Annotated in this window: 25 protein-coding genes; all 25 read left to right on the forward strand. The window is 42.8% G+C overall.

Annotation, left to right across the window (positions count from 1 at the left end):
- The first annotated feature begins 233 nt into the window (after nt 1-233).
- The 25 genes from rpoB (at nt 234) to rplF (ending at nt 21261) form a co-directional block, all read left to right on the forward strand.
- The gene (gene rpoB, locus NSS75_RS00680) at nt 234-3815 is read left to right on the forward strand and encodes a DNA-directed RNA polymerase subunit beta (protein ID WP_044153423.1); all 3582 of its coding nucleotides are present in this window, start codon (nt 234-236) and stop codon (nt 3813-3815) included.
- Nucleotides 3816-3876: 61 nt separating this feature from the next.
- Entirely contained in the window at nt 3877-7476 is a 3600-nt protein-coding gene (gene rpoC, locus NSS75_RS00685; protein WP_044153421.1) for a DNA-directed RNA polymerase subunit beta', read from the forward strand.
- 179 nt (nt 7477-7655) lie between these two features.
- Nucleotides 7656-7904 carry a 50S ribosomal protein L7ae-like protein gene (locus NSS75_RS00690; protein WP_059291694.1) on the forward strand — a complete coding sequence of 83 codons (249 nt, stop codon included), beginning with the start codon at nt 7656-7658 and terminating at the stop codon, nt 7902-7904.
- A 114-nt stretch (nt 7905-8018) separates the two neighbouring features.
- Nucleotides 8019-8435, forward strand: a complete 417-nt coding sequence (rpsL, locus tag NSS75_RS00695; RefSeq protein WP_003156445.1) for a 30S ribosomal protein S12 — start codon at nt 8019-8021, stop codon at nt 8433-8435.
- 41 nt (nt 8436-8476) lie between these two features.
- Nucleotides 8477-8947, forward strand: a complete 471-nt coding sequence (gene rpsG / locus NSS75_RS00700) for a 30S ribosomal protein S7 (protein WP_003225784.1) — start codon at nt 8477-8479, stop codon at nt 8945-8947.
- Nucleotides 8948-8999: 52 nt separating this feature from the next.
- Nucleotides 9000-11078 carry an elongation factor G gene (gene fusA / locus NSS75_RS00705; protein WP_095714790.1) on the forward strand — a complete coding sequence of 693 codons (2079 nt, stop codon included), beginning with the start codon at nt 9000-9002 and terminating at the stop codon, nt 11076-11078.
- A gap of 119 nt (nt 11079-11197) precedes the next feature.
- Nucleotides 11198-12388 (forward strand): elongation factor Tu, encoded by a 1191-nt coding sequence (tuf, locus tag NSS75_RS00710; protein ID WP_010332768.1) that lies wholly within the window; start codon nt 11198-11200, stop codon nt 12386-12388.
- A gap of 98 nt (nt 12389-12486) precedes the next feature.
- Complete coding sequence (locus NSS75_RS00715) at nt 12487-13425, forward strand: alpha/beta hydrolase (RefSeq protein ID WP_286109127.1); 939 nt, start codon at nt 12487-12489, stop codon at nt 13423-13425.
- A 259-nt stretch (nt 13426-13684) separates the two neighbouring features.
- Entirely contained in the window at nt 13685-13993 is a 309-nt protein-coding gene (gene rpsJ / locus NSS75_RS00720; RefSeq protein WP_003156464.1) for a 30S ribosomal protein S10, read from the forward strand.
- A gap of 39 nt (nt 13994-14032) precedes the next feature.
- The gene (gene rplC / locus NSS75_RS00725) at nt 14033-14662 is read left to right on the forward strand and encodes a 50S ribosomal protein L3 (RefSeq protein ID WP_059291697.1); all 630 of its coding nucleotides are present in this window, start codon (nt 14033-14035) and stop codon (nt 14660-14662) included.
- 27 nt (nt 14663-14689) lie between these two features.
- The gene (gene rplD, locus NSS75_RS00730; protein ID WP_003242004.1) at nt 14690-15313 is read left to right on the forward strand and encodes a 50S ribosomal protein L4; all 624 of its coding nucleotides are present in this window, start codon (nt 14690-14692) and stop codon (nt 15311-15313) included.
- Nucleotides 15313-15600: a 50S ribosomal protein L23 gene (gene rplW / locus NSS75_RS00735; RefSeq protein WP_003225793.1), complete on the forward strand. Its 288-nt coding sequence runs from the start codon at nt 15313-15315 to the stop codon at nt 15598-15600. Before rplD ends, rplW begins: the two co-directional genes overlap by 1 nt.
- Nucleotides 15601-15631: 31 nt before the next feature.
- Nucleotides 15632-16465 (forward strand): 50S ribosomal protein L2, encoded by an 834-nt coding sequence (rplB, locus tag NSS75_RS00740; protein ID WP_003225795.1) that lies wholly within the window; start codon nt 15632-15634, stop codon nt 16463-16465.
- 57 nt (nt 16466-16522) lie between these two features.
- On the forward strand, nt 16523-16801 hold the full coding sequence (rpsS, locus tag NSS75_RS00745) for a 30S ribosomal protein S19 (RefSeq protein WP_003156472.1): 279 nt from the start codon (nt 16523-16525) through the stop codon (nt 16799-16801).
- Between the two features lie 16 nt (nt 16802-16817).
- On the forward strand, nt 16818-17159 hold the full coding sequence (gene rplV, locus NSS75_RS00750; RefSeq protein ID WP_003156475.1) for a 50S ribosomal protein L22: 342 nt from the start codon (nt 16818-16820) through the stop codon (nt 17157-17159).
- Between the two features lie 3 nt (nt 17160-17162).
- Nucleotides 17163-17819, forward strand: a complete 657-nt coding sequence (gene rpsC / locus NSS75_RS00755) for a 30S ribosomal protein S3 (RefSeq protein WP_010332773.1) — start codon at nt 17163-17165, stop codon at nt 17817-17819.
- A 1-nt stretch (nt 17820) separates the two neighbouring features.
- Entirely contained in the window at nt 17821-18255 is a 435-nt protein-coding gene (gene rplP, locus NSS75_RS00760) for a 50S ribosomal protein L16 (protein WP_003225801.1), read from the forward strand.
- Complete coding sequence (gene rpmC, locus NSS75_RS00765; protein ID WP_003156482.1) at nt 18245-18445, forward strand: 50S ribosomal protein L29; 201 nt, start codon at nt 18245-18247, stop codon at nt 18443-18445. Before rplP ends, rpmC begins: the two co-directional genes overlap by 11 nt.
- Nucleotides 18446-18467: 22 nt before the next feature.
- Nucleotides 18468-18731 carry a 30S ribosomal protein S17 gene (gene rpsQ, locus NSS75_RS00770; protein WP_003178345.1) on the forward strand — a complete coding sequence of 88 codons (264 nt, stop codon included), beginning with the start codon at nt 18468-18470 and terminating at the stop codon, nt 18729-18731.
- Nucleotides 18732-18772: 41 nt separating this feature from the next.
- Complete coding sequence (rplN, locus tag NSS75_RS00775; protein WP_003225805.1) at nt 18773-19141, forward strand: 50S ribosomal protein L14; 369 nt, start codon at nt 18773-18775, stop codon at nt 19139-19141.
- 36 nt (nt 19142-19177) lie between these two features.
- On the forward strand, nt 19178-19489 hold the full coding sequence (gene rplX / locus NSS75_RS00780; protein WP_003156486.1) for a 50S ribosomal protein L24: 312 nt from the start codon (nt 19178-19180) through the stop codon (nt 19487-19489).
- A 25-nt stretch (nt 19490-19514) separates the two neighbouring features.
- Nucleotides 19515-20054, forward strand: a complete 540-nt coding sequence (gene rplE, locus NSS75_RS00785; protein ID WP_044153413.1) for a 50S ribosomal protein L5 — start codon at nt 19515-19517, stop codon at nt 20052-20054.
- 22 nt (nt 20055-20076) lie between these two features.
- Nucleotides 20077-20262, forward strand: a complete 186-nt coding sequence (gene rpsN, locus NSS75_RS00790; protein ID WP_003156488.1) for a 30S ribosomal protein S14 — start codon at nt 20077-20079, stop codon at nt 20260-20262.
- A 31-nt stretch (nt 20263-20293) separates the two neighbouring features.
- The gene (gene rpsH, locus NSS75_RS00795; protein ID WP_010332776.1) at nt 20294-20692 is read left to right on the forward strand and encodes a 30S ribosomal protein S8; all 399 of its coding nucleotides are present in this window, start codon (nt 20294-20296) and stop codon (nt 20690-20692) included.
- 29 nt (nt 20693-20721) lie between these two features.
- Nucleotides 20722-21261, forward strand: a complete 540-nt coding sequence (rplF, locus tag NSS75_RS00800) for a 50S ribosomal protein L6 (protein WP_010332777.1) — start codon at nt 20722-20724, stop codon at nt 21259-21261.
- Nucleotides 21262-21270: the final 9 nt, after the last annotated feature.

The following is a 21270-nucleotide window of genomic DNA, read 5'->3' on the forward strand; positions in this document are numbered from 1 at the left end:
TGTTAATATTATAAAATGCCAATGTATATATTTAGATTGATATGATGAAATGTCAATATCTATGTATAAATTATACAAGTATGGAAATGCTAATAAAATCGGTATTTGTTTTTGGATGTGGTTTTCTTAATTAGAAACCCTTTTTTCTTTTGTCTTGTAAAAGTGTTTTCTTTCTTTCTTTGGAAGAAATGCTTATTACACATATAATACGCATGATTTGAGGGGTGAATCAGTTGACAGGTCAACTAGTTCAGTATGGACGACACCGCCAGCGCAGAAGCTATGCTCGCATTAGCGAAGTGTTAGAATTACCAAATCTCATTGAAATTCAAACCTCTTCTTATCAGTGGTTTCTTGATGAGGGTCTTAGAGAGATGTTTCAAGACATATCGCCAATTGAGGATTTCACTGGTAACCTCTCTCTTGAGTTCATTGATTACAGTTTAGGGGAGCCTAAATATCCTGTAGAGGAATCAAAAGAACGTGATGTGACTTACTCAGCTCCGCTAAGAGTGAAGGTTCGTTTAATTAACAAAGAAACTGGAGAGGTAAAAGACCAAGATGTCTTCATGGGTGATTTCCCTATTATGACAGATACAGGTACTTTTATCATAAACGGTGCGGAACGCGTTATCGTTTCCCAGCTTGTTCGGTCTCCAAGTGTATATTTCAGTGGTAAAGTAGACAAAAACGGTAAAAAAGGTTTTACCGCAACTGTCATTCCAAACCGTGGCGCATGGTTAGAATACGAAACTGATGCGAAAGATGTTGTTTATGTACGCATTGATCGCACACGTAAGTTGCCGGTTACGGTTCTTTTGCGTGCTCTCGGCTTCGGCTCCGATCAAGAGATTCTTGATCTTGTAGGAGAAAACGAATACCTGCGAAATACGCTTGATAAAGATAACACAGAAAACAGCGATAAAGCGCTGCTCGAAATCTACGAGCGCCTCCGTCCTGGAGAGCCGCCTACAGTGGAAAATGCGAAAAGCTTGCTTGATTCTCGTTTCTTTGATCCGAAACGATACGATCTTGCCAATGTAGGACGCTATAAAATTAATAAAAAGCTTCATATTAAAAATCGCCTCTTTAATCAGAGACTTGCTGAAACGCTTGTTGATCCTGAAACAGGAGAAATCCTGGCTGAAAAAGGTCAGATTCTTGATAGAAGAACTCTTGATAAAGTACTGCCATACTTAGAAAACGGAATCGGTTTCAGAAAGCTGTATCCGAACGGCGGTGTTGTTGAGGATGAAGTAACGCTTCAATCCATTAAAATCTTTGCTCCTACTGATCAAGAAGGAGAACAGGTTATTAATGTCATCGGCAATGCTTACGTTGAAGAAGAGATTAAAAACATTACTCCTGCTGATATTATTTCTTCTATCAGCTACTTCTTCAACTTGCTGCACGGAGTAGGCGACACAGATGATATTGACCATCTTGGAAACCGCCGTTTACGTTCTGTAGGTGAACTTCTCCAGAACCAATTCCGTATCGGTTTAAGCCGTATGGAGCGTGTGGTTCGTGAGAGAATGTCAATTCAAGATACGAATACAATTACACCTCAGCAGCTGATCAATATTCGTCCTGTTATTGCGTCCATTAAAGAGTTCTTTGGAAGCTCTCAGCTTTCTCAATTCATGGACCAGACGAACCCGCTTGCTGAATTAACACATAAGCGCCGTCTGTCGGCTCTTGGACCGGGCGGATTGACACGTGAGCGTGCCGGAATGGAAGTGCGTGACGTTCACTACTCCCACTATGGCCGTATGTGTCCGATTGAAACGCCGGAGGGACCGAACATCGGTTTGATCAACTCACTATCATCATATGCAAAAGTAAACCGTTTTGGCTTTATTGAAACGCCATATCGCCGCGTTGATCCTGAAACAGGAAAAGTGACGCCGAGAATCGATTACTTAACTGCTGATGAAGAAGATAACTACGTTGTCGCTCAGGCAAATGCACGACTCGATGACGAAGGTGCATTTGTGGATGACAGCATTGTAGCCCGTTTCCGCGGTGAGAACACCGTTGTTCCTAGAAACCGTGTTGATTACATGGATGTATCGCCTAAGCAGGTAGTATCTGCTGCGACAGCATGTATCCCGTTCTTAGAAAACGATGACTCGAACCGTGCCCTAATGGGAGCGAACATGCAGCGTCAGGCTGTGCCTTTGATGCAGCCGGAAGCGCCATTTGTAGGAACTGGTATGGAATACGTATCAGGTAAAGACTCTGGTGCCGCTGTGATTTGTAAACACCCTGGTATCGTTGAACGTGTAGAAGCGAAAAACGTTTGGGTTCGCCGCTATGAAGAAGTAGACGGTCAAAAAGTAAAAGGCAACCTGGATAAATACAGCTTGCTGAAATTTGTCCGCTCTAACCAAGGTACTTGCTACAACCAGCGTCCGATCGTAAGTGTCGGCGATGAAGTGGTAAAAGGAGAAATCCTTGCTGACGGTCCTTCTATGGAGCTTGGTGAACTTGCACTTGGCCGTAACGTAATGGTCGGCTTCATGACATGGGATGGCTACAACTATGAGGATGCCATCATCATGAGTGAACGTCTTGTGAAAGATGATGTTTATACATCTATTCACATTGAAGAATATGAATCAGAAGCACGTGATACTAAACTCGGGCCTGAAGAAATCACTCGCGATATTCCGAACGTCGGTGAAGATGCGCTTCGCAATCTTGATGACCGCGGAATTATCCGTATCGGGGCAGAAGTAAAAGACGGAGATCTTCTCGTTGGTAAAGTAACGCCTAAGGGTGTAACAGAACTTACTGCAGAAGAACGCCTTCTTCACGCCATCTTTGGTGAAAAAGCCCGCGAGGTTCGTGATACTTCTCTTCGTGTGCCTCACGGCGGCGGCGGAATTATTCACGATGTTAAAGTCTTCAACCGTGAGGACGGAGACGAACTTCCTCCAGGTGTGAACCAGTTAGTACGCGTATATATCGTTCAGAAGCGTAAAATTTCTGAAGGGGATAAAATGGCCGGTCGTCACGGTAACAAAGGTGTTATTTCTAAGATTCTTCCTGAAGAGGATATGCCTTATCTTCCTGACGGCACACCAATTGATATCATGCTTAACCCGCTTGGCGTACCATCACGTATGAACATCGGGCAGGTATTAGAGCTTCACATGGGTATGGCCGCTCGTTACCTCGGCATCCACATTGCGTCACCGGTATTTGACGGAGCGCGTGAAGAGGATGTTTGGGAAACACTTGAAGAAGCCGGAATGTCTCGTGACGCTAAAACCGTTCTTTACGACGGACGTACCGGAGAGCCGTTTGATAACCGTGTATCTGTCGGTATCATGTACATGATTAAACTGGCTCACATGGTTGACGATAAACTTCATGCACGCTCTACAGGTCCTTACTCACTTGTTACGCAGCAGCCTCTTGGCGGTAAAGCTCAATTTGGCGGACAGCGTTTTGGTGAGATGGAGGTTTGGGCACTTGAAGCTTACGGTGCAGCTTACACTCTTCAAGAGATTCTGACTGTTAAGTCTGATGACGTGGTTGGACGTGTGAAAACATACGAAGCCATCGTTAAAGGCGACAACGTTCCTGAACCTGGTGTTCCGGAATCATTCAAAGTATTAATTAAAGAACTTCAAAGTTTAGGTATGGATGTGAAAATCCTTTCTAGCGATGAAGAAGAAATAGAAATGAGAGATTTAGAAGACGAAGAAGATGCAAAACAAGCTGACGGCCTGGCGTTATCAGGTGATGAAGAGCCGGAAGAAACAGCATCTGCAGACGTTGAACGCGATGTAGTAACAAAAGAATAATCTCTAGTTATAAAGGCAAGTGACATCGGTTAATCCGAAGATAAAAAGGGAGGTAGGCCCCTTGCTAGATGTGAACAATTTTGAGTATATGAACATCGGTCTTGCTTCACCGGATAAAATCCGTTCATGGTCTTTTGGTGAAGTGAAAAAGCCTGAAACGATAAACTATCGTACGTTAAAACCTGAAAAGGACGGTCTATTCTGCGAACGCATTTTCGGACCGACTAAGGACTGGGAATGTCATTGCGGGAAGTACAAGCGAGTTCGTTATAAAGGCGTAGTTTGTGACCGCTGCGGAGTTGAAGTAACACGGGCTAAAGTCCGTCGTGAGAGAATGGGGCACATTGAACTGGCTGCCCCAGTTTCCCACATTTGGTATTTCAAAGGTATCCCAAGTCGTATGGGTCTAGTGTTAGATATGTCGCCTCGTGCACTGGAAGAAGTTATTTACTTTGCTTCTTACGTTGTAACTGATCCGGCAAACACACCGCTTGAAAAGAAACAGCTTCTATCAGAAAAGGAATACCGTGCGTATCTTGATAAGTACGGTAATAAGTTCCAAGCATCTATGGGTGCGGAAGCGATTCATAAACTTCTTCAAGATATCGATCTTGTAAAAGAAGTTGATATGTTAAAAGAAGAGCTGAAAACATCTCAAGGACAGCGTCGTACTCGTGCGATCAAACGCCTTGAAGTTTTGGAAGCCTTCCGTAACTCAGGAAACAAGCCTTCTTGGATGATCCTTGATGTGCTTCCTGTTATTCCTCCTGAGCTCAGACCGATGGTTCAGCTTGATGGCGGACGTTTTGCGACTTCTGATTTGAACGACCTTTATCGTCGTGTCATCAACCGTAACAATCGTTTGAAACGCCTTTTAGACCTTGGTGCGCCTAGCATTATCGTTCAAAACGAAAAGCGTATGCTTCAAGAGGCTGTCGATGCTTTAATTGACAACGGCCGTCGCGGACGCCCTGTAACAGGTCCTGGTAACAGACCATTAAAATCTCTTTCTCACATGCTGAAAGGGAAGCAAGGCCGTTTCCGTCAAAACCTTCTTGGTAAACGTGTCGATTACTCCGGACGTTCTGTAATCGTCGTTGGTCCTCATCTGAAAATGTACCAATGCGGATTACCGAAGGAAATGGCGCTCGAACTTTTCAAACCTTTCGTTATGAAAGAGCTTGTTGAAAAGGGTCTTGCTCACAACATTAAGAGTGCGAAACGTAAAATTGAGCGCGTACAGCCTGAAGTATGGGATGTACTAGAATCAGTTATCAAGGAGCACCCGGTCCTTCTGAACCGTGCCCCTACGCTTCACAGATTAGGTATCCAAGCGTTTGAACCGACACTTGTTGAAGGACGCGCAATCCGTCTTCACCCGCTCGTATGTACAGCTTATAACGCTGACTTTGACGGTGACCAAATGGCGGTTCACGTACCATTATCTGCAGAAGCTCAAGCTGAAGCACGCATCTTGATGCTTGCCGCTCAAAACATCTTGAACCCTAAAGATGGTAAACCAGTTGTAACACCGTCTCAGGATATGGTACTGGGTAACTATTACCTGACTCTGGAACGTGCTGGTGCTGTTGGTGAGGGTATGGTCTTCAAGAATACGGATGAAGCACTTCTTGCTTATCAAAACGGATATGTTCACCTTCATACGAGAGTGGCTGTTGCAGCGAACTCCCTTAAGAACGTGACATTTACCGAAGAACAGCGCTCAAAATTGTTAATTACAACTGTCGGTAAATTGGTCTTCAATGAAATTCTTCCAGAATCATTCCCTTACATGAATGAACCAACGAAGAGCAACATTGAAGAGAAAACACCAGACCGTTTCTTCTTAGAAAAAGGTGCCGATGTAAAAGCTGCCATCGCACAGCAGCCAATCAATGCACCGTTTAAAAAAGGTATTCTGGGTAAAATCATCGCGGAAATCTTTAAACGATTCCACATTACGGAAACGTCTAAAATGCTTGACCGCATGAAAAACCTAGGTTTCAGATATTCAACAAAAGCTGGTATTACAGTTGGGGTTTCTGATATCGTCGTTCTCGATGATAAACAAGAAATTCTTGAAGAAGCACAAGGCAAAGTTGATAACGTTATGAAGCAGTTCCGCCGCGGTCTGATCACTGAAGAAGAACGCTATGAGAGAGTTATCTCTATCTGGAGTTCTGCAAAAGACGTTATCCAAGGCAAACTGATGAAATCACTTGATGAGCTCAACCCGATCTACATGATGAGTGACTCTGGTGCCCGTGGTAACGCGTCTAACTTTACTCAGCTTGCCGGAATGCGCGGTCTGATGGCCAACCCGGCTGGACGTATCATTGAGTTACCGATCAAATCTAGTTTCCGTGAAGGTCTGACAGTATTGGAGTACTTTATCTCCACTCACGGTGCGCGTAAAGGTCTTGCCGATACCGCCCTTAAAACTGCTGACTCAGGTTACCTTACACGCCGTCTTGTTGACGTTGCACAGGATGTTATCATCCGTGAAACTGATTGCGGAACTGACCGTGGCATCCTTGCTCAACCGCTTAGAGAAGGCACTGAAATCATTGAGCGCTTAGAAGAACGCTTAATCGGCCGTTTTGCAAGAAAACAAGTGAAACACCCTGAAACAGGTGAAGTGCTTGTAAACGAAAACGAACTGATCGATGAAGATAAAGCGATTGAAATCGTTGAAGCCGGCATTGAAGAAGTGTGGATCCGTTCTGCCTTCACATGTAATACGCCTCATGGTGTATGTAAACGATGCTATGGCCGAAACCTTGCGACTGGTACCGATGTAGAAGTCGGAGAAGCAGTTGGAATCATCGCTGCCCAATCAATCGGTGAGCCTGGTACACAGTTAACAATGCGTACATTCCATACAGGCGGGGTTGCAGGAGACGATATCACACAGGGTCTTCCGCGTATCCAAGAGCTTTTCGAAGCGCGTAATCCAAAAGGTCAGGCAACAATTACCGAAATCGACGGTACAGTCGTTGAAATTAATGAAGTTCGCGACAAACAGCAGGAAATTGTGGTTCAAGGCGCAGTTGAAACACGCTCTTATACGGCACCATATAACTCCCGCTTAAAAGTAGCGGAAGGAGATAAAATTACTCGAGGCCAAGTGTTGACAGAAGGTTCAATCGATCCGAAAGAACTTCTTAAAGTGACTGACCTGACTACTGTTCAAGAGTATCTTCTTCATGAGGTTCAAAAGGTTTACCGTATGCAGGGTGTTGAAATTGGCGATAAACACGTAGAAGTAATGGTTCGCCAAATGCTTCGCAAAGTACGTGTGATTGATGCCGGTGAGACTGATGTGCTTCCTGGCTCATTACTTGATATTCACCAATTTACTGAAGCGAACAAAAAGGTATTGCTGGAAGGCAAACGTCCTGCTACAGGCCGTCCTGTCTTACTCGGTATTACCAAAGCTTCTCTTGAAACTGATTCATTCTTATCTGCTGCTTCCTTCCAGGAAACAACACGTGTCCTTACAGACGCTGCGATCAAAGGTAAGCGTGACGAACTTCTCGGCCTGAAAGAGAATGTTATCATCGGTAAGCTTGTTCCGGCTGGTACTGGAATGATGAAATACCGAAAAGTAAAACCTGTTTCAAATGTTCAGCCGACTGAGGACATGGTTCCGGTTGAATAACTGATATCATGCTGCTGAGAGACTGCAAAACAGTCTTTCAGCAGTCATATTTAAATAAAAAAATCACTCTATGAGAAGATAGAAACTAAAAAATGTCATACCTTGTTGACATTCGTCTCCTAGAATGATAATATAACCAAGGTGCTCGAAATAAACCTGTTACTTTGGAGGATATGTTTATGTCTTATGATAAAGTATCACAGGCCAAATCAATTATTATTGGTACGAAGCAAACAGTGAAAGCTCTAAAACGAGGTTCAGTAAAGGAAGTAGTCGTTGCAAAAGACGCGGATCCTATTCTTACGTCAAGTGTGATAACACTTGCGAAAGATAATGGGATTGCTGTCTCAATGGTTGAATCCATGAAAAAGCTCGGCAAAGCCTGCGGAATTGAAGTAGGAGCAGCAGCTGTTGCCATTATGTTATAACGTACTTTTTGTTTTTGCGTGAGATTTATTCTCGTGTAAAGACATTGTTTTTTGCCTATTGATGAACCACCTGGGTATGTGGGTTATAAAACGTAATGAAGGGAGGAACAAAACATGCCTACAATTAATCAGCTAATTCGCAAAGGACGCGTGAGTAAAGTAGAAAACTCAAAGTCTCCTGCACTTAACAAAGGATACAACAGCTTTAAAAAAGAGCACACTAATGTATCTTCTCCACAAAAACGCGGGGTATGTACTCGTGTTGGTACAATGACACCGAAAAAACCGAACTCAGCACTTCGTAAATATGCTCGTGTTCGTTTGACTAACGGAATTGAGGTTACTGCTTACATTCCTGGTATCGGTCACAACCTGCAAGAGCACAGTGTTGTACTTATCCGCGGCGGACGTGTAAAAGACTTACCAGGGGTACGTTACCACATCGTTCGTGGTGCGCTTGACACTGCTGGAGTTGAAAACCGTGCGCAAGGCCGTTCTAAATACGGTACTAAACGTCCTAAAGCAAAATAATAAACGTATAAACGTATAATTGATGAAGGGAGGATATTCAGATGCCACGTAAAGGTCCTGTAGCAAAAAGAGACGTTTTACCTGATCCGATTTACAACTCTAAGCTTGTATCTCGTCTAATCAACAAAATGATGATCGACGGTAAAAAAGGTAAGTCTCAAACAATCCTATACAAGTCATTCGATATCATTAAAGAACGTACTGGCAATGATGCAATGGAGGTTTTCGAACAAGCATTGAAAAACATCATGCCTGTACTTGAAGTAAAAGCACGCCGTGTAGGTGGTGCGAACTACCAAGTTCCTGTAGAAGTTCGTCCTGAACGTCGTACTACTCTTGGACTTCGCTGGTTAGTTAACTATGCTCGTCTTCGCGGAGAAAAAACGATGGAAGAGCGTTTAGCTAACGAAATCCTTGACGCAGCTAACAACACTGGAGCTGCTGTTAAGAAACGTGAAGATACTCATAAGATGGCTGAAGCAAACAAAGCATTTGCTCACTATCGTTGGTAGGATTTATATACTAAAAAACACAATTTCCCAATAAGGAAGGAGAAATTACCCAATGGCAAGAGAGTTCTCCTTAGACAAAACTCGTAATATCGGGATCATGGCTCACATTGATGCCGGTAAAACGACTACTACAGAACGTATCTTGTTCTATACTGGTCGTATCCACAAAATTGGTGAAACTCATGAAGGAGCTTCACAAATGGACTGGATGGAGCAGGAACAAGAACGTGGTATCACAATCACTTCCGCTGCGACAACTGCACAGTGGAAAGGATACCGCGTAAACATCATCGATACTCCAGGACACGTAGACTTCACAGTTGAAGTTGAACGTTCTCTTCGTGTACTTGATGGTGCTGTTGCTGTACTTGACGCACAGTCTGGCGTTGAGCCTCAAACAGAAACTGTTTGGCGTCAAGCAACAACTTACGGAGTACCGCGTATCGTTTTCGTCAACAAAATGGACAAAATCGGTGCAGACTTCCTTTACTCTGTAGGAACTTTAAGAGATCGTCTTCAAGCTAACGCTCATGCAATTCAATTGCCGATCGGTGCTGAAGACAACTTCGAAGGTATCATTGACCTAGTAGAAAACGTTGCGTATTTCTACGAAGATGATCTCGGAACTCGTTCTGATGCGAAAGAAATCCCTGAAGAGTACAAAGAGCAAGCTGAAGAGCTTCGCAACAGCCTCATTGAAGCTGTATGTGAGCTTGATGAAGAGCTTATGGACAAATACCTTGAGGGTGAAGAGATCACTATTGACGAGTTAAAAGCAGGTATCCGTAAAGGTACTTTAAATGTTGAATTCTACCCAGTTCTTGTGGGTTCTGCCTTCAAAAACAAAGGTGTTCAATTAGTACTTGATGCTGTTCTTGACTACCTTCCTGCACCAACAGACGTTGCTGCAATCAAAGGTATACGTCCTGATACAAATGAAGAGATTGAGCGTCATTCTTCTGATGACGAGCCATTCTCTGCATTAGCATTTAAAGTTATGACTGACCCTTACGTTGGTAAGCTGACGTTCTTCCGTGTGTACTCTGGAACACTTGATTCTGGTTCATACGTGAAAAACTCAACTAAAGGCAAACGTGAGCGTGTTGGACGTATCCTTCAAATGCACGCCAACAGCCGTGAAGAAATCTCTACTGTATATGCAGGAGATATCGCAGCTGCTGTAGGTCTAAAAGATACTTCTACTGGAGATACTCTATGTGATGAAAAGGATCTAGTTATCCTTGAATCAATGGAATTCCCAGAACCAGTTATCGACGTTGCAATTGAGCCTAAATCAAAAGCTGACCAAGATAAAATGGGTATCGCTTTAGCAAAACTTGCTGAAGAGGATCCAACATTCCGTACTCAAACAAACCCGGAAACTGGTCAGACAATCATCTCTGGTATGGGTGAGCTTCACCTTGATATCATTGTTGATCGTATGAAGCGTGAATTCAAAGTAGAAGCTAACGTTGGTGCTCCTCAAGTTGCGTACCGTGAAACATTCCGTTCCGGTGCAAAAGTTGAAGGTAAATTCGTACGTCAGTCTGGTGGACGCGGTCAGTTCGGTCACGTTTGGATTGAATTCGAACCAAACGAAGAAGGCGCTGGCTTTGAATTCGAAAATGCGATTGTCGGTGGGGTTGTTCCTCGTGAATACATCCCAGCTGTTCAAGCAGGTCTAGAAGATTCACTTGAAAATGGTGTATTAGCTGGATTCCCGCTTATCGACATTAAAGCAAAACTTTTTGATGGATCTTACCATGATGTTGACTCAAACGAAATGGCATTTAAAGTTGCTGCTTCTATGGCATTGAAAAATGCAGTCAGCAAATGTAACCCAGTTCTTCTTGAACCAATCATGAAAGTAGAAGTGGTTATTCCTGAAGAATACATGGGAGATATCATGGGTGATGTTACTTCTCGTCGCGGACGCGTAGAAGGTATGGAAGCTCGCGGTAACGCGCAAGTTGTTCGTGCGATGGTTCCTCTTGCTGAAATGTTCGGTTACGCTACTGCCCTTCGTTCTAACACGCAAGGTCGCGGTACGTTCACTATGCACATGGATCACTACGAAGAAGTGCCGAAGAGCATTGCTGAAGAAATTATCAAAAAAAATAAAGGCGAATAATTGATTTTGCCTCTTAACTCAAGTATAACTACTATTGTAAGATGAGGAAGTGAAAGCTTTCTTTCACTTCCTATCACTCTATACATTATTAATTAAAAGCTCTTAAGGAGGATTTTAGAATGGCTAAAGAAAAATTCGACCGTTCCAAATCACATGCCAATATCGGTACAATTGGACACGTTGACCATGGTAAAACAACTTTAACTGCTGCTATCACAACAGTACTTCATAAGAAATCTGGTAAAGGTACAGCTATGGCGTACGATCAAATTGATGGTGCACCAGAAGAACGTGAGCGCGGTATCACAATCTCTACTGCACACGTTGAGTATGAAACTGAAACTCGTCACTATGCACACGTTGACTGCCCAGGACACGCTGACTATGTTAAAAACATGATCACTGGTGCTGCGCAAATGGACGGAGCTATCCTAGTAGTATCTGCTGCTGATGGCCCAATGCCACAAACTCGTGAGCACATCCTTCTTTCTAAAAACGTTGGTGTACCATACATCGTTGTATTCTTAAACAAATGCGACATGGTAGACGACGAAGAGCTTCTTGAACTAGTTGAAATGGAAGTTCGCGATCTTCTTAGCGAATACGACTTCCCTGGTGATGATGTACCAGTTATCAAAGGTTCTGCTCTTAAAGCTCTTGAAGGAGATGCTGAGTACGAAGCTAAAATCTTCGAACTTATGGATGCAGTTGATGAGTACATCCCAACTCCAGAACGTGACACTGAAAAACCATTCATGATGCCAGTTGAGGACGTATTCTCAATCACTGGTCGTGGTACAGTTGCTACTGGACGTGTTGAGCGTGGACAAGTTAAAGTCGGTGACGAAGTTGAAATCATCGGTCTTCAAGAAGAAAACAGCAAAACAACTGTTACTGGTGTTGAAATGTTCCGTAAGCTTCTTGATTACGCTGAAGCTGGAGACAACATTGGAGCCCTTCTTCGCGGTGTAGCTCGTGAAGATATCCAACGTGGTCAAGTACTTGCTAAACCAGGTACAATCACTCCACACAGCAAATTCAAAGCTGAAGTTTACGTTCTTTCTAAAGAAGAGGGTGGACGTCATACTCCATTCTTCTCTAACTACCGTCCTCAGTTCTACTTCCGTACAACTGACGTAACTGGTATCATCCATCTTCCAGAAGGCGTAGAAATGGTTATGCCTGGAGACAACACTGAAATGAACGTTGAGCTTATCTCTACAATCGCTATCGAAGAAGGAACTCGTTTCTCTATTCGTGAAGGCGGACGTACTGTTGGTTCAGGCGTTGTTTCTACAATCACTGAGTAATAGTATATTGAAAACGAGATCCTTTGGGTCTCGTTTTTTTGTGTACTTTTTTGTTTGCTTGTATAATAAGGTTTATCTTATTTGAGGAGCTATGGGTTATGAGTGAAAACACATCAATTTCTTTCATGAAAAAACTGAGGATCGAAAATACGAAGCAAATGCTCATGATCAATGGAAATGATATAGCGAACCCATTGCTGCTTTTTTTACATGGTGGACCCGGAGCATCCCAAATCGGATTTATCAGGAGCTATCAAAAGGAACTGGAACAGCACTTTACAGTTGTAAATTGGGATCAAAGGGGTTCAGGTCTTTCCTATACTAAACAGATTCCGCAGAGTTCAATGACAATCAGTCAAATCATTAAAGATACAATTCAAGTAACCGAATGGCTTTTAGACCATTTCTCAAAAACAAAAGTGTACCTTGCAGGACATTCTTGGGGTTCGCTGCTGGCTCTTCATGTTCTGCAAGAGAGGCCGGATCTTTTTCACGCTTATTATGGAATCAGTCAGGTCACTAATACTCAGATGGAAGAAAAAACGGCCTATGATTCTCTGCGCAAGACAAATCGCTTTCTTTCAGTAGCCTTAGGCTTACTCGGCCCTCCACCTTGGAACAAGAAAATTCAGCACTTCATCTTTCGAGTCTGTATTGAACTGAGCAGGGGAGGATTCACTCATCATCGCCGGCACATTCTTACAGTATTGTGTCAGTTGCTTGCTGGAAATGAGTATGGAATAAAAAACATCTCTCGTTTCATCAGAGGACAGCTTTTCAGCGCAAAGTATTTAACTGATGATTTATTTCGTTTTGATGCATTTAAATCAGTTTCTTCTATTAAAGTACCGAGCTTTTTTATTTCGGGGAGACATGATTTGATCGTTCCTGCTGAAACATCGAAACAGTATTATCTGTTTGTGGATGCTCCTGAAAAGCGCTGGCATTATTTTAAAAACTCCGCCCACACGCCGCATATCGAGGAGCCTTCATTATTTGCCAATACTCTGAGTAAACACGCAGTGTACCACTTATGAGAGAAGAAAATTCCCTTATTCACTCGCTTCTTGATAAATAAGAAAAACACCTGTATAATACTAAAAGTGTGCAAATCATGCATATTCTAAATAAGTCTTGCAACATACGTCTATTTTCTGTATAATGGTGTATGTTGGTCTTTGACTGCGATGAAGTGAGAGGTTGCTGACACACCCGGCCGCTTTGCCATGGCAAGGTGTTCAGGTTTTTCTCACGGAGAACTGTCTAACGTGAAGTAGGCGAAAAGGAGGGAAAATAATGGCAAAACAAAAAATTCGTATTCGTTTGAAAGCATATGATCATAGAATCCTTGATCAATCTGCAGAGAAGATTGTTGAAACGGCAAAACGTTCTGGTGCCAGCGTATCTGGTCCGATTCCGTTGCCAACTGAAAAATCAGTTTACACAATCCTTCGTGCGGTGCACAAATACAAAGATTCTCGTGAGCAATTTGAAATGCGTACACATAAACGTTTAATCGACATTGTGAACCCAACACCACAAACTGTTGATGCGCTCATGCGATTAGACTTACCATCTGGTGTCGATATCGAAATTAAACTTTAATTCTAAAATATAGAATGATCTTAATAGGAGGTGTGACGAATGACCAAAGGAATCTTAGGAAGAAAAATTGGTATGACGCAAGTATTCGCAGAAAACGGTGATCTTATTCCGGTAACTGTTATTGAAGCTGCTCCGAACGTTGTTCTCCAAAAGAAAACAGCTGAAAACGACGGCTACGAAGCAATCCAGCTTGGTTTTGACGACAAGCGCGAAAAGCTTTCTAACAAACCTGAACAAGGACACGTTGCTAAAGCGGAAACTGCTCCTAAGCGCTTCGTAAAAGAATTACGCGGAGTGGAAATGGATGCGTATGAAGTTGGTCAGGAAGTCAAGGTTGAAATTTTCTCTGCTGGAGAAATTGTAGATGTAACAGGAGTATCTAAAGGTAAAGGTTTCCAAGGTGCGATCAAGCGCCACGGACAATCTCGCGGACCTATGTCTCACGGTTCACGCTACCACCGTCGTCCTGGTTCAATGGGACCTGTAGATCCTAACCGTGTATTCAAAGGTAAATTATTACCTGGACGTATGGGCGGAGAGCAGATCACTGTTCAAAACCTTGAAGTCGTAAAAGTTGATGCGGAACGCAATCTTCTTTTGATCAAAGGTAACGTACCTGGTGCGAGAAAATCTTTAATCACTGTTAAAAGTGCTGTTAAATCTAAATAACTCTCTTAGGAAAGGAGGAAATTGATCATGCCAAAAGTAGCATTATACAACCAAAACGGTTCTACTGCTGGTGACATCGAATTAAACGCTTCTGTATTTGGAATTGAGCCAAATGAAAGTGTTGTATTCGACGCTATTCTTATGCAAAGAGCTTCCTTACGTCAAGGATCTCACAAAGTAAAAAATCGTTCTGAAGTACGCGGCGGAGGTCGTAAACCATGGCGTCAAAAAGGTACTGGACGTGCCCGTCAAGGTTCTATCCGTTCACCGCAATGGCGCGGAGGTGGTGTCGTATTCGGCCCAACACCACGCAGCTATTCTTATAAATTACCTAAAAAAGTTCGCCGCTTGGCAATCAAATCAGTATTGTCTTCTAAAGTAAACGACAACAACATCATCGTACTTGAAGATCTTACTCTTGATACGGCTAAAACAAAAGAAATGGCAGCTATCCTTAAAGGATTATCTGTTGAGAAAAAAGCTTTAATCGTAACTGCAGATGCTAACGAAGCAGTAGCTTTATCTGCTCGCAACATTCCTGGAGTTACTGTAGTTGAAGCTAACGGAATCAACGTTTTAGACGTTGTCAACCACGAGAAGCTTCTGATTACAAAAGCAGCGGTTGAAAAAGTAGAGGAGGTGCTTGCATAATGAAAGATCCTCGTGATGTTCTAAAGCGCCCCGTCATTACTGAACGTTCTGCTGATTTAATGGCTGAAAAGAAATATACTTTTGAAGTTGATGTAAGAGCTAACAAAACAGAAGTGAAAGACGCGGTTGAAAGCATCTTTGGAGTGAAAGTTGACAAAGTCAACATCATGAACTACAAAGGTAAATCAAAACGTGTTGGACGCTACACTGGTATGACTAGCCGTCGCAGAAAAGCGATCGTAAAACTTACTGCAGACAGCAAAGAAATCGAAATTTTTGAAGCTTAATTATCTGTAAAAAGAAGGAGGGAAATTCAAAATGGCGATTAAAAAGTATAAACCGACCTCTAATGGACGTCGTGGCATGACAACTTCAGATTTTGCTGAAATCACGACTGACAAGCCGGAAAAATCCTTGCTTGCTCCCCTTCACAAAAAAGGCGGACGTAACAACCAAGGTAAATTGACTGTACGTCACCAAGGTGGCGGACATAAACGCCAATACCGTGTTATCGACTTCAAACGCGATAAAGATGGTATACCTGGACGCGTTGCTACAGTTGAATACGATCCAAACCGTTCAGCTAACATCGCTCTAATCAACTATGCAGACGGAGAAAAACGTTACATTCTTGCTCCAAAAGGAATTCAAGTGGGTACTGAAATCATGTCAGGTCCAGAAGCTGACATCAAAGTAGGTAATGCACTTCCACTTATCAACATCCCTGTTGGTACAGTTGTGCATAACATTGAATTAAAACCTGGAAAAGGCGGACAGCTTGTACGTTCAGCTGGTACATCTGCTCAGGTTCTTGGTAAAGAAGGTAAATACGTTCTTGTACGTCTTAACTCTGGAGAAGTTCGCATGATTCTTTCTGCTTGCCGTGCTTCTATCGGTCAAGTAGGTAACGAACAGCACGAACTTATCAACATTGGTAAAGCTGGACGTTCTCGCTGGAAAGGCATCCGTCCAACAGTTCGTGGTTCTGTAATGAACCCTAACGATCACCCACACGGTGGTGGTGAAGGACGTGCGCCAATCGGACGTAAATCACCAATGTCTCCATGGGGCAAACCAACTCTTGGATTCAAGACACGTAAGAAAAAGAACAAATCTGATAAATTTATCGTACGTCGTCGCAAAAATAAATAACGGGGTTGTCTACGGTTCACTTCGGACCGTAGTGCAATCACGAAGGGAGGTTCCAAAATGGCTCGCAGCTTGAAAAAAGGACCATTTGTCGATGGACACTTGATGACAAAAATCGAGAAATTAAATGAAACAGACAAGAAACAAGTCGTAAAAACTTGGTCTCGTCGTTCTACTATTTTCCCACAGTTTATTGGTCACACAATCGCAGTCTATGACGGACGTAAACACGTGCCTGTATTCATCTCTGAAGATATGGTAGGGCATAAGTTGGGTGAATTCGCTCCAACTCGTACGTACAAAGGTCATGCTAGTGATGACAAAAAAACAAGACGCTAAGAGAGGAGGCTTTTAAATGCAAGCTAAAGCTGTTGCAAGAACAGTCCGTATTGCTCCTCGTAAAGCACGTCTAGTAATGGACCTGATTCGAGGCAAGCAAGTAGGTGAAGCAGTGTCAATCTTGAACCTAACACCGAGAGCTGCTTCTCCAATTATCGAGAAAGTATTAAAATCCGCTATTGCAAATGCTGAGCATAACTATGAAATGGACGCTAATAACCTGGTTATTTCTCAAGCATTCGTTGACGAAGGCCCTACGTTAAAAAGATTCCGCCCACGTGCTATGGGACGTGCGAGCCAAATCAACAAACGTACGAGCCACATTACAATCGTTGTATCAGAAAAGAAGGAGGGATAAGTAGTGGGTCAAAAGGTAAATCCAGTCGGTCTTCGTATCGGAGTCATTCGTGATTGGGAATCTAAGTGGTACGCTGGTAAAGATTACGCTGACTTCCTGCACGAAGATTTAAGAATTCGTGAATACATTAGCAAACGACTTTCTGACGCTTCTGTTTCTAAAGTTGAAATCGAGCGCGCAGCAAATCGTGTTAACATTACGATCCACACAGCTAAGCCTGGTATGGTTATCGGTAAAGGCGGTTCTGAAGTTGAAGCACTTCGTAAAGCCCTTAACAGCCTTACTGGCAAGCGTGTACACATTAACATTCTTGAAATCAAAAGAGCAGATCTTGATGCACAGCTAGTTGCTGACAACATCGCTCGTCAATTAGAAAACCGTGTTTCTTTCCGCCGTGCGCAGAAACAACAAATCCAACGCACAATGCGTGCTGGAGCACAAGGTGTGAAAACAATGGTTTCTGGTCGTCTTGGCGGTGCAGATATCGCTCGTTCTGAATACTACAGTGAAGGAACTGTTCCATTGCACACATTACGTGCGGACATTGACTATGCAACATCTGAAGCTGACACTACTTACGGTAAGCTTGGTGTAAAAGTCTGGATCTATCGTGGAGAGGTTCTTCCTACTAAGAAGAAAACTGAGGAAGGAGGAAAATAATATGTTATTACCTAAACGCGTTAAATATCGCAGAGAGCATCGCGGAAAAATGCGTGGCCGTGCGAAAGGCGGTACTGAAGTACATTTCGGTGAGTTCGGTATCCAAGCTCTAGAAGCTTCTTGGATCACTAACCGTCAAATCGAAGCTGCCCGTATTGCGATGACTCGTTACATGAAACGTGGCGGTAAAGTTTGGATCAAAATTTTCCCTTCTAAACCTTACACTGCTAAACCACTTGAGGTACGTATGGGATCCGGTAAAGGGGCTCCAGAAGGTTGGGTAGCTGTTGTAAAACCGGGCAAAGTTTTATTTGAAATTTCTGGTGTGTCTGAAGAGGTTGCTCGTGAAGCACTTCGTCTTGCATCTCACAAATTGCCAATTAAAACGAAGTTCGTAAAACGTGAAGAAATTGGTGGTGAATCAAATGAAAGCTAATGAAATTCGTGACCTTACCACTGCTGAAATTGAACAAAAAGTAAAGTCTCTTAAAGAAGAACTTTTCAATCTTCGCTTTCAATTAGCGACAGGACAACTTGAAAATACTGCTCGCATTCGTGAAGTGCGCAAAGCTATCGCGCGCATGAAAACTGTGATTCGTGAAAGAGAAATTGCTGCTAATAAATAATCACTGAGGGGAGGTCGTGAGCATGAGCGAACGTAACCAACGCAAAGTTTACCAAGGCCGTGTTGTTTCTGACAAAATGGATAAAACCATCACTGTTGTTGTTGAAACATACAAGAAACATTCACTTTACGGTAAACGCGTAAAATACTCAAAGAAATTCAAAGCACATGATGAAAATAATCAAGCGAAAATCGGTGACATCGTAAAGATCATGGAAACTCGTCCATTGTCTGCAACTAAGCGTTTCCGTCTAGTTGAAGTTGTCGAAGAAGCTGTTATTATCTAATAAAGTTCGGAATTCTTTTTTCCGAAGGGAGGTAACAAATAATGATTCAACAAGAGACTCGTTTAAAAGTAGCTGACAACTCTGGCGCACGTGAAGTACTTACTATTAAAGTTCTTGGTGGTTCTGGTCGTAAAACAGCTAACATTGGTGATGTAATTGTTTGCACGGTTAAACAAGCAACACCAGGAGGCGTTGTCAAAAAAGGTGAAGTCGTAAAAGCTGTTATCGTTCGCACTAAAAGCGGAGCGCGCAGAAGTGACGGTTCATACATCAGCTTCGATGAGAATGCATGTGTTATCATCCGTGACGACAAGAGCCCGCGTGGAACTCGTATCTTCGGACCAGTTGCTCGTGAATTGCGTGAAAACAACTTTATGAAAATTGTTTCTCTAGCTCCAGAAGTTATCTAATGAAATAAATGCCTTATTCAAGGAGGTGCGATCAGGATGCATGTAAAAAAAGGCGATAAAGTTATGGTTATCTCTGGTAAAGATAAAGGCAAACAAGGAACGATCCTTGCTGCTTTCCCTAAAAAGGACCGCGTTTTAGTTGAAGGTGTTAACATGGTAAAGAAACACTCTAAACCAACTCAAGCTAACCCTCAAGGCGGTATTTCTAATCAAGAGGCGCCAATTCATGTATCAAACGTTATGCCGCTCGATCCTAAAACAGGTGAAGTGACTCGCGTAGGATACAAAGTGGAAGATGGCAAAAAAGTTCGTGTAGCAAAAAAATCTGGGCAAGTTCTAGATAAATAGTATTAAAGGAAGGGAGGTCTATCTCATGAACCGCCTTAAAGAAAAGTACAATAAAGAAATTGCACCTGCTTTAATGACTAAGTTCAACTATGACTCAGTTATGCAAGTGCCTAAAATTGAAAAAATCGTAATCAACATGGGTGTTGGTGACGCTGTTCAAAACGCAAAAGCAATCGACAGTGCTGTTGAAGAATTAACGTTTATCGCAGGTCAAAAACCTGTCGTTACTCGTGCGAAGAAATCAATTGCTGGATTCCGTCTTCGTGAAGGAATGCCTATCGGTGCGAAAGTAACTCTTCGCGGAGAGCGCATGTATGATTTCCTTGATAAACTTATTTCTGTATCTTTACCGCGTGTACGTGACTTCCGCGGGGTTTCTAAAAAATCTTTCGACGGTCGCGGTAACTACACACTTGGTATCAAAGAACAGTTAATCTTCCCTGAAATTGACTACGATAAAGTAACAAAGGTTCGCGGAATGGACATCGTTATTGTAACGACTGCTAATTCTGATGAAGAGGCTCGTGAGCTATTAACTCAAGTAGGTATGCCGTTCCAGAAATAATCAATGAAAGGGAGGCGAAATCGTGGCTAAGAAGTCAATGATTGCGAAACAACAACGTACACCAAAGTTTAAAGTACAAGAGTACACTCGCTGTGAACGCTGCGGACGTCCGCATTCAGTCATTCGTAAATTTAAACTTTGCCGTATTTGTTTCCGTGAGCTTGCATATAAAGGACAAATTCCTGGCGTGAAAAAAGCCAGCTGGTAATCCCCAAGAAAGGGAAGGAGGTAATTATATAATGGTTATGACAGATCCAATTGCAGATATGCTGACTCGTATTCGTAATGCAAACATGGTACGTCATGAGAAGCTTGAAATTCCTGCTTCTAAATTGAAAAGAGAAATTGCTGAAATTTTAAAGCGTGAAGGTTTCATTCGTGACGTTGAGTTCGTAGAAGACAGTAAACAAGGTATCATCCGCGTTTTCTTGAAATACGGACAAAATAACGAGCGCGTAATCACTGGTCTTAAAAGAATCAGCAAACCTGGTTTGCGTGTTTATGCTAAATCTAATGAAGTACCGCGTGTACTTAACGGTCTAGGAATCGCAATTCTTTCTACATCACATGGCGTTTTAACGGACAAAGAAGCCCGTGCAAAACAAGCTGGTGGAGAAGTATTAGCATACGTTTGGTAAAAAGTTTAACATGAATGGAGGTGTTTGGTATGTCTCGTGTAGGTAAGAAGCTACTTGAGATTCCTTCTGATGTTACAGTAACGTTAAACGATAACAATACTGTAGCTGTGAAAGGACCAAAAGGAGAATTAACTCGTACGTTTCACCCTGATATGGAGATTAAAATAGAGGACAATGTGCTTACAGTCGCTCGTCCTTCTGATCAAAAAGAGCACCGTGCCCTGCATGGTACGACTCGCAGTCTGCTTGGCAACATGGTGGAAGGCGTATCTAAAGGATTTGAAAGAGGTTTGGAATTAGTCGGTGTCGGTTACCGTGCGTCTAAATCCGGAAATAAACTTGTTTTAAACGTTGGATACTCTCACCCTGTTGAGATCGTCCCTGAAGAAGGCATCGATATCGAAGTTCCTTCTCAAACTAAAGTAGTCGTTAAAGGTACAGACAAAGAACGTGTAGGAGCTATTGCTGCTAACATTCGCGCTGTCCGTTCTCCAGAGCCTTACAAAGGTAAAGGAATCCGCTACGAAGGTGAAGTTGTTCGCCGTAAAGAAGGTAAATCTGCTAAGTAAGATCGCTTA

This window comes from Bacillus sp. FSL K6-1012 (assembly GCF_037964915.1).
GTDB lineage: Bacteria > Bacillota > Bacilli > Bacillales > Bacillaceae > Bacillus > Bacillus halotolerans.